This window comes from Acinetobacter sp. YH12132, assembly GCF_013418645.1.
GTDB classification, from domain to species: Bacteria; Pseudomonadota; Gammaproteobacteria; order Pseudomonadales; family Moraxellaceae; genus Acinetobacter; species Acinetobacter indicus.
In genome coordinates this window covers 1-13521 of record NZ_VPBR01000026.1, presented here as the reverse complement: position 1 = coordinate 13521, position 13521 = coordinate 1, and the positions used below count along the sequence as shown (strand labels likewise).

Genomic DNA, 13521 nt, shown 5'->3' with positions numbered 1-13521 from the left:
ATGAGGCATGTTCCGCGTCCTTGCAATACTGTGTTTACATACAGTCTATCGCTTAGCGGAAAGTTCTTTTACCCTCAGCCGAAATGCCTGCCGTTGCTAGACATTGCCAGCCAGTGCCCGTCACTCCGCGGTCTTCACTGCGTGATCGAGTTGATCGACACCCGCCGTGACACGCTCCATGAAGTGCCTGCCTGCGTCTGTTAGCCGAACGCCCCGCGCATGGTGCTCAAATAGCAGGACACCAAGGTTATCCTCCAGCGCTTTCACACGCGCGCTGACGCTCGACTGGCTGATACCAAGTGCCTTGGCCGCATGCCGAAAATTCAGATGCTCGGCGACGGCGATGAACTGAACAAGGGAAATGAGCGGTATCCTGCCAGACAGGATACCGACATTCACGAGGTTTCGATGGTTAGTGCGCCGCATCGGAGCGGGCCTGCTACCAGTCGTCGGTTAGACGACTGGCGACTTCTCGGTGGCAGCCCCACGGAGCCGAAGGAGCACCAGCCCCAACGAAACCAGTACCGCCATCGCCGTGGCGTAACAGATCACGGGCCACGCTGTGTCACCGTTTAAAAGTGCCACCGCCAATGTCCCGACAATGCTGACTATCAGGCTTTGAACGCAGAAGTAGAACGCGACCGCTGATCCCGCGATGTCGTCGAACTCTGCCAAAGCGCCGTTCGCGGTAACGGACACCGTGAAGACAATACCGACCGCGACAACCCACATCGGTAGGATGAAGGTGAGGAATGACGGCGAGCCGTAAAGTTCGCCGATCCCCAACAGGACCGCTCCGCAAACAAGCAACGCCATCCCACGCGCCACGCATCCTGCGATGCCCCATCTGGCGACAAAGGACTTCGCGAAACGGGTTGTCACGATCATTACAAGCGCGACAGTGGCGAAGGCAAAGCTGAATCCGATCTCGGAATATTCCGCTTGGCCTATGAGCACACGGGGAGCCGTCGAGAAGAAGACGAAGTAGGTGCCCATACCGGCGCTAAAGCCGACAGTGTAAACCCAAAAAGCCGGACTCGCGAAGATCGGCAAGACAGATCGGCGCGTCTTGACTTGATCCAGAGGGCGGGTTTCGTGCCACCTGAAACCCGCATTTAGGAGTGCGAGCATCGCCAGTATAGCCAAAGTAATGAATATCGCCTGCCATCCCAAGAACTCGCCGATCAATACTCCGGCGATAGGGCCGAGCGCAGGCACGAACGCCAGCATCGAACTGAAAAGGCCGTAGATGACGACACCCTCAGGACGGTTGGCATAAACGTCGCGAACCGTCGCGAACGTCGCCACCAGCATGGCCGACGCGCCCACTGCTTGAAGTAGACGGAAAGCGACAAAGGCCGGTGCAGTTGAAGACCAAGCTGCTCCCAGAGACGCAATGACGAAAGCCGTTGCGCCCGCAAGTAGAATTGGCCGTCGCCCGATTCTGTCTGAGAGCGGACCAAAAATCACCTGGCCCACGCCGAGCATCACCATATAGAGGCTCAACGTGAGTTGGATCATAGCGGGCGTCGTGTTCAGGATGCCGGGCATCGCTGGAACGACAGGGAGATAAATATCCATCGCCAGTGAAGCGAGGATGTCGAAAGGAGCCATCAGCAGCAGTGCTGCCGGCAGCGTATAGGCCCACGCGGGGCGTGTGGTGGTCATGACGAATCAACCCTCGATTAAGGAATACCGGGCGACGTCTGCTCGTCAGCAATCAGATGAGACTAGCCTTACAGAGCGCCGCAACAACAATACTGGTTGTTGCGGCTTACTTGTCTGCTGACTTGGAATTTCCCATCTGATTACTCCACGCTTACGAATATGAATTGCTACATTTTATCCGATTATCTTTTGCTTCGCAATGCGGCATGGGCGCACTCAGCGTTCCAGCCCCCTCTGCCGCCCTAACTGCCACGACACCGACCCGCCCTGCACGATGCCCATAACCTCGCGGCCGAGTTGGCGGTCGATGATCGGCCGCCACGGGACAAGGGTGAACTCATGGGATTTCTCGACCACGGCGAACTTGCCGCTCGATAGATGCACGGTTCCGGTAAACTTGCCGCTGACGCTCTCGCCGTCCGTGGCGGCGCGGAACGGCAGGCCCTTACTCAAAGCCATATCCGATCCGACGCCGGCTACCTCGCGCTCCCGCAGGATGGCGAGAAGGTTGCGCCGGTAGAAGACGCGGCTGTCCCGGCTGCGGGTGGCGTCGCCCTGTTCGATATGGTGCTCGCGGCGCTGGTCCATGGCTTCGCGGACTTGTTGCCCGAAGCCGGTTGGCGCAAGGTCGGCCGTCTCGCCGTGGATCAGCCGCCGGTCCAGCCAGGTCGCGCCGTCCGATCCGATCTGTTTGTTCAGATCGACCGGGGAAAGGACGCGAACGCTGGCCTGACTGTCTCGGCCGGCGTCATGGGCGGCGGCACGGCTGACCAGATCATCGGGGATGCGCCATTGGTCGGCGTCGATCCGCTCGACGATACCGGCCCGGCGTAGCGCCTCCAGCCGGCGCACATGGGCATCGACATAGCCCTCATAGTCGCCGCCTGGAACGCGGCACGTATAGGAAGAATAAACGCCCTTTTCACCCAAGTCCAACAGCTTTGGACCGCAGTTGACTCTTTCGACACCCCTGCGATGCAACCCAATCCGGCTGACGGGGAGCCAGCAACGCTGAAAATTTGGCACTGTTGCAAATAACCACGAATGGTAAGCTGAAGACTGTTTTAGCTAAAGGTGCAGCATATGAATCCTTTCCATGGTCGGCATTTTCAGGGCGAAATCATTCTTTGGGCTGTGCGCTGGTATTGTAAATATGGCATTAGCTATCGTGAACTGCAGGAAATGCTGGCCGAACGGGGTGTGAATGTTGATCACACGACTATTTACCGTTGGGTTCAACGTTATGCTCCTGAAATAGAAAAACGTTTACGCTGGTATTGGCGTAATCCTACAGATCTGAGCTCGTGGCATATTGATGAAACCTATGTAAAAGTGAATGGACGATGGTCTTATCTGTATCGTGCAGTCGATCAACGTGGCGATACCATTGATTTTTATCTTTCTTCTAGACGTAATACCAAATCAGCATATTGTTTTCTTGGAAAAATTTTAAATAATGTGAAGAAGTGGCAAATTCCACAAGTGATCAACACGGATAAAGCACCCACATATGGACGTGCTTTATCACGGTTAAAACGGGAAGGTAAATGTCCACCAGACCTTGAGCACAGGCAGATTAAGTATAAAAATAACGTGATTGAATGTGATCATGGCAAGCTAAAGCGGATCATCAGGGCCACATTAGGATTCAAATCTATGAAGACGGCTTATGCCACAATTAAAGGTATTGAAGTCATGCGTGCACTACGTAAAGGACAAGCATCGTCATTTTATTATGGTCAGCCTCAGGGTGAAGTGTGTCTAATCAACAGGGTTTTCGGTCTCTAAGTACTTTTTAAAGGGAACATCATCGACTCAAATCTCTATTTGCAACAGTGCCAAAAATATAAAAGATAACTATTCTACCTACGATGACGAGACAAAATTACGCACCTGGATTGTTTACTTTCCTTCAGCTTCGCATCCAGCATATAAAGATAGTGATCTTCCAACAATTCCATTTGAGATCGCCTACCCTACGAGTTTTGTACAGACCCCAACCAAGTCAAAAATTTCAATTTTGCCAAGCAACCACACTTGCAGAATCGCATTTGAAATAGATAATACTCTCCCAATCAAAACTGATCCAAAGCCAGTATTGGAGCCATCTGATGAGATCAAACCAGATGATTTCGATATTCAGCTTGTAGTTTAATCTGAGGTTAATGTGTTTAATAAAGATCGTTTACGTATTGCTAAAGAACTGCGTGGACTTAGCAATATCGATTTCGCAGAAAAATTAGGTTGCTCTATCTCTAAGGTAAAGCAACTTTTAGATGTGGATAAAGAAATCAATGACAATGATCAGCTCGAAATTAGCAGCACATTAAATTTGCCTATGTCATTTTTCATGAGGAATGACACGCAACCTCATGAAACCGATCAAATATTTTATAGATCCGTTGCTCGCATTAAAGCACAGCATAAAAAATCCAATGAGGCATATACTCTTTTGGCTGTAAATATTAATAAGTATTTAACTCAGAAAGTTAAGTTGCCTTCATTCCAGCGCCCGGACCTAGATATTACGGAGTGCTTGGGGCAGCATAAATATGCAGAATATTTAGCATCTGAACTAAGAGGCTTATGGGCTTTAGGTAATCAGCCTATTAATAATGTGGTTTCTTTGTGTGAACTAAAAGGAATCCGTGTCTTTAGATTGCCTACAGAAATTAAGGAAATCGATGCACTTTCATTTTTTGATGATGAAACTGGCAGTCCTTTCATATTTCTTAATACATTTAAGTCAGCTGAAAGAGCACGTTTCGATTGTGCGCATGAACTTGGACATATTGTTATGCACACGCATAATAAGAAAATTCGTGTTGAAAAGGACAACAGAGTTCTTGAAACTGAAGCAGATCAATTTTCTTCAGAGTTCTTAATGCCAACAGATGCATTCTTTGCAACGGCCCCTCGTTATTTGTCACTTGAAAATATGATTGAATATAAAAAGGTTTGGCGAACTTCTTTAAAGGCAATTAACTATAAAGCTCATAAATTGGGCTTAATTAGTGACTGGGTTAATCGAAGTAATTTAATGAAAATTAACTCTTTAGGTTTCAACATTAATGAACCAGAAGAAACTCACCGTGATGAGAGTTTAATGCTTCCAAAAATTATGTCTGTCCTCGCCTCTCACCCCTCATTTGATAAGAATAAAATGCTTGATGAAATCGGAATCTCTGAAGATGATTTCAATCAATTAACATTTGATTCTTTAGCTAAAATTGATATACCAAAGAAAAAATCTAAATTGTATATTCTTGAATGATAACTATGCTGGCCACTACCAGCATAACTTCTTGTAGGATTATGCTAGCGGTCCAGTGAACTTTAATTTATTTCATCACTTGCTGCATTTAAAAATCCGTTTTGCAAATAGCGATACACAGCCTGCCGGCTGATACCAAATGCTTTTGCCAGCTCAACTTTGGATGAATACTTCTTTTCGTCCCAAGCTTGTCGCAGGGCTTGAGCCTGATCAGGATTTAATTTATGGACACGACCTTTATATTTTCCTTGAGCAGCTGCGATCTTAATCCCTTCTTTCTGACGTTCTAGGATAATCTCTCGCTCAAATTGGGCAAAAGCACCCATTAACTGCAACATCAGGTTATCCATCGGAGTAGCCTGAGCGGTGAAGGTAATATTTTCTTTGACAAACTGGATGGCAATTCCCCTCTTTATGAGCTGATCAACTTCAGTAACTAAGTCTTTCAGACTACGAGCGAAACGATCCATGGAATGAACAACAATCATGTCTCCTTCACGAACATAGCTGAGCATTTCCTGAAATTTCGGTCGGACAGTGTTTTTTCCAGAAGCCTTATCAACAAAAATCCGGTCAACGTCAATTCCTTCAAGTTGTCGCCCAATATTTTGGTCAACAGAGCTCACTCTGACGTATCCCACCTTATGACCTTTCATTTTGCACTCTACCAGACGTTTATTTCTATTTATTGTAATAAATAAATTTAATATTTAAAAGTTACATGTAACGTATGGTCACTTTTCATTTAAATGAGACACAAATTCTGGGGCATTTCAAATGTTACTTTAGGGTGTACTTTAAAGTTACACAAAACATCTATATGAAGACTAAAGTCCAAATTAGTGTTTATGTTGGTTCAATGTATTACATTTCGTATTTTCTATTTGTAACGTAATTTCAGTAATATTATGATTATGTTTTAGAACTTCTAAGGCCTTTTGATAGAGTTGATCTGTATTGCTATTCGGAGCAACCAAATGAGCAGTTAAATGAATATTTCTTGAGGATATAGCCCAGACTTTCAACTGATGAATCCCTTCAACGCCCTCTAGCTTCAATAAATCATTTCTTAACGACTCAATATCAATCTCATCAGGAACTCCTTCAAGCAGAATATGAATACTTTGTTTTAATAAAGTCCAAGTTCGAGGTAAGACCCAGAAGCCAATTAACACAGCGATTACGGTATCAACCCACATCCACTGGGTAAAATAAATAACTATTCCTCCGATAATCACGCCTATCGATCCTAGAGCATCACTAAGAACTTCTAAATATGCACCTTTTATATTTAGACTTCCTTCAGCACTAGCAGAAAGGATTTTCATTGAAATCAAATTTATGACCAAACCAATGACCGCGACAATCATCATTCCAACACTTTGAATTTCAGCAGGATTCGTAAAACGTTGATAAGCTTCATATACAATATATATTGCTACCACAAAAAGCATCACCGCATTAAACAGAGCCGCTAAAATTTCAAATCGCTGATAGCCAAAAGTTCTTTTATCATCTGCGGCTTTTTTACCAATTTTGATAGCGGCAAGAGCAATAGCTAAAGCGGCTACATCAGTAAACATATGAGCTGCATCAGATAACAAAGCCAAACTTTGGGTAATAAAAGCAGCGACAACTTCTACTATTAAAAAAGTAGTCGTTAAACCTAAGGCAACCATTAACTTCTTACTATTTTCTTCAGTAACAACCGCATGGCTATGATCATGATGTTCTGACATAAAATATTTTCCTTATTCTATTTATGATGAGCAGAGATATTGGATAACAGCCAATATCTCTGCTGTAAATCGACTAATCTATTGGATTAAGAAACTTTCTTTTCATTTATCCAACGATAAAGCACGGGTAACAGCACCAAAGTTAGTAATGTTGAAGAGATAATCCCGCCAATCACTACGGTTGCCAGTGGCCGTTGAACCTCAGCCCCTGTTCCGGTTGCCAGCGCCATTGGTACAAAACCCAGTGAAGCCACACAAGCTGTCATCAACACTGGTCTTAAGCGCAAAATAGCCCCTTGCCACACGGCTTTATGCACTGGATATTTGTCCCTTAATTCCTTAATAAAGGTCAGCATTACCAGTCCATTGAGGACTGCAACACCAGATAAGGCAATAAAGCCAATTCCAGCTGACATCGATAATGGAATATCCCTTAGCCAAAGGAACAGCACACCACCGGTCAAGGCAAAGGGTACCCCGGTAAAGACCAATAGACTTTCTTTGACATTGTGAAAGACCGCCATCAGTAAAATAAAGATAGTGATTAAAGCCAGTGGAATCACGATTTGCATCCGTGCTTTGGCTGAAGCCAAATTTTCAAACTGACCTCCATATTCTATCCAATAACCACTTGGCAAAGTGTATGCTTTGAGCTGTGTCTGTACATCAGAAACAAAAGACCCTAAATCACGCCCTTCAACATTCGTTGTAACCACAACTCGGCGTTTACCATTTTCTCGACTGACTTGGTTGATTCCTTCAATGGTCGAGACTTGCGCGACATCCGACAATAAAATACTGCCACCATTTGGAAGCTGAATAGGTAACTGGGAAACAGATGCGACACTACGGTCTTGCTCTCCAAGACGGATAACAAAATCAAAACGACGATCGCCTTCTAAAATCTCTCCCACGCTTTGTCCACCAATACTTGCAGCCACCACATCCTGAATAGATTTCACACTCAAGCCATACTGGGCAGCTAAAGCTTTATCAATCTCTACATTGAGTAAAGGCAGACCCGAAGTTTGTTCAACTTTCACCGCACTGCTACCTGCGACTTGCTGAATGATTTTCGCGATTTTTGCAGCCTCAGTATTCAAAACCTGCATGTCATCACCAAAAACCTTCACCCCCACATCACTGCGTATACCTGAAATCAGTTCATTAAAACGTAGCTCAATAGGCTGAGAAAACTCACTGTTATTGCCGGGAATTGTCGCAAGATAAGCTTCCATTCGGGTTCGAAGTGCATCTAGGCTTTCTTTTGAATCTGGCCATTCCTCACGTGGTTTCAGCATGATATAACCATCGGAAATATTCGGTGGCATCACATCTGTCGCCACTTCAGCAGTCCCGGTACGGGCAAATATAGCTTTAATTTCGGGAAAGTTTTTCAGTAAAAGCTTTTCGGTATTTTCCTGAATACGTAAAGACTCTTCCAAGCCTGTGCTTGGAGAACGTAATTGCTGTACCGCAAAATCACCTTCACTCAGCTGGGGTGCAAACTCACTGCCAATCTTCGTGCTGAGCAGACCCGTAATGACCAGGAGACAAATGGCAAAAGTTAAAACCACCGCTTTGTAATGATAGGCTCCATCCAATATCTGTTGATATCGGGTTTTGAGCCAGATCATCCAACGGCTTTCCGTTTCTTTGATCTCCCCTTTAACCCATAAAGCAACTGCAGCGGGCACAAAGGTGATCGATAAAATAATAGCTGCCACCAGTGCGAGAACAACGGTTAAAGCCATCGGATGAAATAGTTTTGCTTCTACACCACTTAAAGCAAAAATCGGCAAATACACCACCAAAATAATAAGCTGACCAAAAATAAGAGGACGACGTGCTTGGCGGGCAGCCAGAAAAACTTCCTTAAAGCGTTCACTTTGTGTGAGAGGTCGTTTTAACAGTTGCTGTGTATGGGCTAAACGCCGGATACAGTTTTCGACAATCACCACAGCACCATCGACAATGATGCCGAAATCGAGTGCACCTAAACTCATCAGATTGGCACTGATATTTTTCTGTGCCATCCCGGTTAAGGTAAACAGCATAGAGAGTGGAATGACACAGGCAGTAATCAAGGCAGCACGGATATTCCCTAAAAACAGGAACAGAATGATGATGACCAGGATTGCTCCCTCTACCAAGTTTTTCTGAACGGTTTTAATCGCCTTCTCAACCAAGGTAGTACGGTCGTACACCGTTTCAATCACTACCCCTTTAGGCAAACTATTCTGAATATCTTGAAGCTTGGCATCCACAGCTTTAGAAACAGTCCGGCTATTTCCACCCATCGCCATCATGGCAATCCCTAAAACGGTTTCTTTGCCGTTATAGGTTGCCCCACCGGTTCTTAAATCATGCCCAATAGAGACTTGCGCAATATCACCAACCCGAATTGGGCTGCCATTTGGGCTACCCAGCATGGTGTTCTCAATATCAGAAAGCCCATTGAATGTACCCGGTACACGTACCGTCAGTTGCTGACCATTGTCTTCAATATAACCTGCACCTCGGTTCTCATTATTTTGCGCTAAAGCCTGTTGCAGTTGTTCTAATGAGATATTCAGTTGCTGCATCCGGTTTAAATCGGGAGAGACCACATAGGTTTTTTCAAAACCACCAATACTGTTGACCTCTGCAACTCCCTTAACACGTTGCAGTTGAGGACGCACAATCCAGTCCTGAATCTCACGCAAATCCATCGGCGTGTATGCAGTTCCATCCGGCTTTTTCGCATTCGGATCTGCCTTCAGTACCCATTGATAAATCTCACCGAGACCCGTAGAAACGGGGGACATCGTCGGTGCGATTTGTGCAGGCAACTCAGATTGCGCCTCCTGTATCCGTTGGTTAATCTGCTGACGGGCCCAATAAATATCAGTCCCATCTTTAAAGACAATGGTGACTTGAGAGAGTCCATAACGGGATATGGAACGGGTAAGCTCCAGATCCGGAATGCCAGCCATGGCATTTTCAATGGGATAGGTAATCCGCTGTTCGACTTCAAGCGCAGTAAAACCCTTGGCTTGAGTATTAATCTGGACTTGGGTATTGGTAATATCGGGTACAGCATCAATCGGGAGTTTCTGATAGCTATACACCCCGACCGCAATCCAGGTACAGACAAAGAGCAACACCCAAATCGCATTTTGTATGGAAAACTGAATGATTCGTTCGAATAAACCTTCTGGTTTTGGCAGATCAGAATTAATGTTCATGGCCTGCCTCGTCTTTTTCTAATTCAGATTTCAACAAGAAACTGCCTTGAGCGATATACTTCTGCCCTTCAGTCAGCCCAGAAATCACTTCAAGCCATTGTCCATCACTTGAAGCCTGCCCCAATTGCACTTTCTGTGCTTTTAAGTGGACTTGACCTTTTTGTTCTGAATCTACGATGAAAATACTGTCTTCACCTTCAATACTTTGCAGCGCAGACTTTTGAATCCGAAGGGCTGATTTTGCTGTAGCTTCCGGAATCAACACTCTCACTAACACATTAGAACGCAACTCAGTAGCTTGCGCATCGAGTTTTGCGCGCACCACCAGACGCCCTGTTTGTACATCTGCCTGAGAGGTTAAGCTTTGTACAGTAGCTTTATAGATTTGATCTGAATCATTCACTTTAAAGTCAATTTTTTGCCCGGCTTGCAGTTGACCTGAGAATTGATTCGGCAAATTAAACTCAAGCCATAAATCTTTCAGCTGTTCAATGACAAAGAGCTGATTAGCCAGTTGTACATTTTCACCGACCACAATATCTTTTTGACTGATCACCCCAGAGATCGGTGCTTTAATCAGAAAACGCCCATTGTTATTGCCACTTGCACCTAATGCATTTAAACGTGCTTGTGAGGACTGGACAGTAATCTGCGCTTGACGGTAGGCATTTTCGGCACGCTGGTAATCCTGTTTGGCAGAAATCCCCTGTGACCAGAGTTGCTGTTCGCGCTGGTAATCTTTACGGGCCAAATCCAGATTCACCTGTGCCATACGCAGATTTGCCTGTTGGTCGATCAGTTCAGGCACGATTAGTACAGCCAGCGTTTGTCCTTTTTGCACGCTCTGTCCTAAAGCCACATTGACCTGCTCGACATGACCACTAAAATTAGGCGATATATGCGCTTGTTGATCGGTATTCACCACCAATTTACCTGGCAGGGTTGTCAGCTTTTCAACCAATCCTGTGGATGCAACAGCAACTTTTAAACCTTGTTCAACCATTTGTTGGCTGGTCAGTTGTATTTCGCCTTCTTCAGCATGTCCTTCTTCAGAACTATCTTCATCAGAATGTTCGGCATTTCCCTCATCATGACCATGCCCCTCAGATTCAGTTTTTTTTGAACTTAACCAAATAACCAGACTGACCAAGACCGTAATCAGAATCAAAATTGCAATCATGAGAGACTGGGATATTTTTCCGTTTTGCTTGGCGTTCATTTTATCGTGCTCCCCCATTGATTAAATTTTGCGATGCTTCGACTGCCTTTTTATTCAGTTGTGTATAGGCATCCGAACGGCTAATTTCTTCATAACTTGTGCCAATACTGAGTGCCTCAGCTGCGAGGGCAGTTTGCCAAGCTTGACGTAGAATTTGTAATTGACCCAATCGAAGATTCTGCAGTTGGGTGGTTGCTTGCTGAACGTCGGTAATGGACAGTTTCCCTGCCTGAAACCCTTGTAAAGTACGGCTCTGAACTTTGGTCGCCAAAGTAACTTGTGCTGTTGTGGCATCGAACTGGCTACGTAAACCTTTGAGCTGATGCATGCTGTTGGCAATATTGAGTATTTGTTGCTTCAGCTCACGCTGCTGCTGTTGGTTCAGCAATATTTGCTGTTGCTGGACCATCGGGATCGCATATTGCTGGCGGTTGAAAATATTCAGTGGAATAGCCACGCCGATTGCCAAAGTCGTATCGTTGCTTTCATTAGGGGTTTTGCTACGTTTCATGCCTACATTTAAAGTCGGATTGGGACGTGCCTGAATTCTTAAATTTTCAATTTGATGATCCGATTGCTGAATGTTCAAGGCATAGAATTTTTCTAGCCACCCTTCAGCAATATACCGTTGCACAGTTTGGAGACTTTGCTCTGGCCAAGGGATAGCGGTTTTATTCAATTGAAGATGTGAAGATGTTTCTCCCCCCCACAAATTAGACAGCTGACGACCGGCAGCTTGTTTATTCAGCATCGCTTGCTGATAAAGTCGTTGGATTTCTAGCGCTTCAATTTGGGTACGCTCAAAATCAACCAGGGCAATACTGCCTGCCTGATAGCGTTTCTGGGCACTGTCCAGATTGGCTTTACTTGTTTTTAACTGTACTGAATAAGCAGACTGCTCAACCTCAGCAAGTGCAAATTGCGACCATGCAAATTTAACAATCAGTTGGCTTTGTGCCTTCCATAATTGCTGTTGCAATTGGATTTGTTGATTCGAGGTATTGGCAATCACCCGGTTCAGCTTACGCTGACCAAATAGATCTAGAGGTTGACTAACGCCAACATTGAATTCCTGTTCTTGACCTGAGCCAAAGCCAGACTGTTCTAAACTTATACTTGGATTCTGCCATAACCGACTTTGCTGAATATTCAATTCAGATATTTGCTGAACTTGTTGCCACAGCTTGTCTTGAGTCTGGTAACTTTGTACTTTTGCTAAAGCGGATTCAAAGCTGGTAACGTTTTCAGCATAGCTATATTGCATAGCCGCTGTACATATACAAGCAACCAAGCTATGACGCAAGAGTATAATTGATTGTGAAGACATGATTTTTCCCACTTATTTAAATAATAAAAGTGGTGGGAATGTTTTAGGCTACCCCACCATGAGCGGGGAAAATTCGGGAGGTGGGCTTTGTTGAAACAGGTCAGGAGCCTGATAGCTGTTTTTCCAATGAAATTGTGGATTCACTTTAACTTCAGAGCTTGGATGAAACACATCTACTTTTTCATTTTGTACAATCAAATGCGTCATCGATGGTAGATGATCTTGATGATCTTCACCGATTTCTAAATCGCTACTGAATGTTTTTATGTTTTCTGACTGTCCATTATGATCGTGTTGACGACTATCGCTGGCACACAAGGTATTTTGGTGATGACCAAAATGATAACTCTGCTGTGATTGAGGCTGTTGTTCATGGACACAAAAGGCCGCCGCCACATTCCAAAAGCTTTGGAACATGAACAATCCAACCAAGACTGTAATCCATGTAGTAGAACGCATCATCATAACAATCGAAAAATTTGTACCAAGTATAAGGCTTAGAGCCACTCCAAGGTCAAGCTTAATAAATTAAATTAAACATTCAATGAACACTGAATAGCCGGCACTTTTGCAAATTTACCTTGTCTCTATAAGCTCACATCAATTTCAGGTAAGAATAACAATAGATAGTGAACCGTACCGGGTTTGTCGGAGACTTTTTATTTAAGTTAGGCCACCGGTAATCCCCCCTAAAAATAATAGGATCTAAAAGTAGAATTCTCTCTTAAGATACGAGCAGGAGATTCTGCATGAAAACATCTAAATTTACTGACAGTCAGATCATGTCCATCTTGAAACAGGCAGAATCTGGCACACCTGTAGCGACCCTTTGCCGTGAACACGGTATGAGTAATGCTACCTTTTATAAATGGCGTGCCAAATATGGTGGTATGGATACATCATTAATGGCTCGACTGAAAGAGCTAGAAGCCGAAAATAGCAGACTTAAAAAGATGTATGCGGAAGAGCGATTAAAGGCCGAAATCATCCAGGAAGCGATGGCAATGAGCAGCACTGCTGCGCAAGGGTAAAGCCATCTTGCCGGCGTAAGATGGCACAACAGGCAG

The 13521-nt window shown here is 44.9% G+C and carries 11 protein-coding genes and 2 pseudogenes; 4 read left to right on the top strand and 9 right to left on the bottom strand.

Annotation, left to right across the window (positions count from 1 at the left end; translation table 11 throughout):
- Positions 1-120 precede the first annotated feature (120 nt).
- The 3 genes from FTU67_RS13810 to FTU67_RS14235 form a co-directional block, all read right to left on the bottom strand.
- A complete protein-coding gene (locus tag FTU67_RS13810) occupies positions 121-426 on the bottom strand; it encodes a LysR family transcriptional regulator (RefSeq protein WP_180061893.1) in 306 nt (101 codons plus the stop codon).
- A gap of 27 nt (positions 427-453) precedes the next feature.
- Positions 454-1668 (bottom strand): chloramphenicol/florfenicol efflux MFS transporter FloR, encoded by a 1215-nt coding sequence (gene floR / locus FTU67_RS13805; protein WP_000214122.1) that lies wholly within the window; start codon positions 1666-1668, stop codon positions 454-456.
- Positions 1669-1884: 216 nt separating this feature from the next.
- Positions 1885-2520, bottom strand: coding sequence for a DUF3363 domain-containing protein (locus FTU67_RS14235; RefSeq protein WP_001253263.1), 636 nt, complete (start codon positions 2518-2520; stop codon positions 1885-1887).
- Between the two features lie 231 nt (positions 2521-2751).
- Here FTU67_RS14235 and FTU67_RS13795 point away from each other — a divergent pair, with 231 nt between their 5' ends.
- From FTU67_RS13795 to FTU67_RS13790, 3 genes and pseudogenes are all read left to right on the top strand, one after another.
- Entirely contained in the window at positions 2752-3456 is a 705-nt protein-coding gene (locus FTU67_RS13795) for an IS6-like element IS1006 family transposase (protein WP_001067784.1), read from the top strand.
- Positions 3457-3511: 55 nt separating this feature from the next.
- Positions 3512-3823, top strand: a pseudogene (locus FTU67_RS14230) (hypothetical protein); the annotation flags it as partial.
- Between the two features lie 12 nt (positions 3824-3835).
- On the top strand, positions 3836-4942 hold the full coding sequence (locus tag FTU67_RS13790; protein WP_104988052.1) for an ImmA/IrrE family metallo-endopeptidase: 1107 nt from the start codon (positions 3836-3838) through the stop codon (positions 4940-4942).
- Between the two features lie 62 nt (positions 4943-5004).
- Here the strand turns inward: FTU67_RS13790 and FTU67_RS13785 are convergent, their stop codons facing one another.
- The 6 genes from FTU67_RS13785 to FTU67_RS13760 form a co-directional block, all read right to left on the bottom strand.
- Positions 5005-5598, bottom strand: a complete 594-nt coding sequence (locus FTU67_RS13785; RefSeq protein ID WP_104988051.1) for a recombinase family protein — start codon at positions 5596-5598, stop codon at positions 5005-5007.
- Positions 5599-5781: 183 nt separating this feature from the next.
- Positions 5782-6681, bottom strand: a complete 900-nt coding sequence (locus tag FTU67_RS13780; protein WP_156189609.1) for a cation diffusion facilitator family transporter — start codon at positions 6679-6681, stop codon at positions 5782-5784.
- Between the two features lie 86 nt (positions 6682-6767).
- Complete coding sequence (locus FTU67_RS13775; protein WP_096902762.1) at positions 6768-9908, bottom strand: efflux RND transporter permease subunit; 3141 nt, start codon at positions 9906-9908, stop codon at positions 6768-6770.
- Positions 9898-11127: an efflux RND transporter periplasmic adaptor subunit gene (locus tag FTU67_RS13770; RefSeq protein WP_016658777.1), complete on the bottom strand. Its 1230-nt coding sequence runs from the start codon at positions 11125-11127 to the stop codon at positions 9898-9900. The genes FTU67_RS13775 and FTU67_RS13770 overlap by 11 nt, the downstream gene beginning before the upstream one ends.
- Before the next feature lies 1 nt (position 11128).
- Positions 11129-12454 (bottom strand): TolC family protein, encoded by a 1326-nt coding sequence (locus FTU67_RS13765; RefSeq protein WP_160240877.1) that lies wholly within the window; start codon positions 12452-12454, stop codon positions 11129-11131.
- A 48-nt stretch (positions 12455-12502) separates the two neighbouring features.
- Positions 12503-12913: a cation efflux protein, CzcI-like gene (locus tag FTU67_RS13760; protein WP_197704863.1), complete on the bottom strand. Its 411-nt coding sequence runs from the start codon at positions 12911-12913 to the stop codon at positions 12503-12505.
- Positions 12914-13203: 290 nt separating this feature from the next.
- Here FTU67_RS13760 and FTU67_RS13755 point away from each other — a divergent pair.
- Positions 13204-13521, top strand: a pseudogene (locus FTU67_RS13755) (transposase); the annotation flags it as partial.

What these genes read in the sequence shown, in the direction of transcription:
- FTU67_RS13810 (WP_180061893.1), bottom strand. Translation starts at nt 426, where the DNA reads ATGCGGCGCACTAACCATCGAAACCTCGTGAATGTCGGTATCCTGTCT.
- floR (WP_000214122.1), bottom strand. Translation starts at nt 1,668, where the DNA reads ATGACCACCACACGCCCCGCGTGGGCCTATACGCTGCCGGCAGCACTG.
- FTU67_RS13795 (WP_001067784.1), top strand. Translation starts at nt 2,752, where the DNA reads ATGAATCCTTTCCATGGTCGGCATTTTCAGGGCGAAATCATTCTTTGG.
- FTU67_RS13785 (WP_104988051.1), bottom strand. Translation starts at nt 5,598, where the DNA reads ATGAAAGGTCATAAGGTGGGATACGTCAGAGTGAGCTCTGTTGACCAA.
- FTU67_RS13780 (WP_156189609.1), bottom strand. Translation starts at nt 6,681, where the DNA reads ATGTCAGAACATCATGATCATAGCCATGCGGTTGTTACTGAAGAAAAT.
- FTU67_RS13775 (WP_096902762.1), bottom strand. Translation starts at nt 9,908, where the DNA reads ATGAACATTAATTCTGATCTGCCAAAACCAGAAGGTTTATTCGAACGA.
- FTU67_RS13770 (WP_016658777.1), bottom strand. Translation starts at nt 11,127, where the DNA reads ATGAACGCCAAGCAAAACGGAAAAATATCCCAGTCTCTCATGATTGCA.
- FTU67_RS13765 (WP_160240877.1), bottom strand. Translation starts at nt 12,454, where the DNA reads ATGTCTTCACAATCAATTATACTCTTGCGTCATAGCTTGGTTGCTTGT.
- FTU67_RS13760 (WP_197704863.1), bottom strand. Translation starts at nt 12,913, where the DNA reads ATGCGTTCTACTACATGGATTACAGTCTTGGTTGGATTGTTCATGTTC.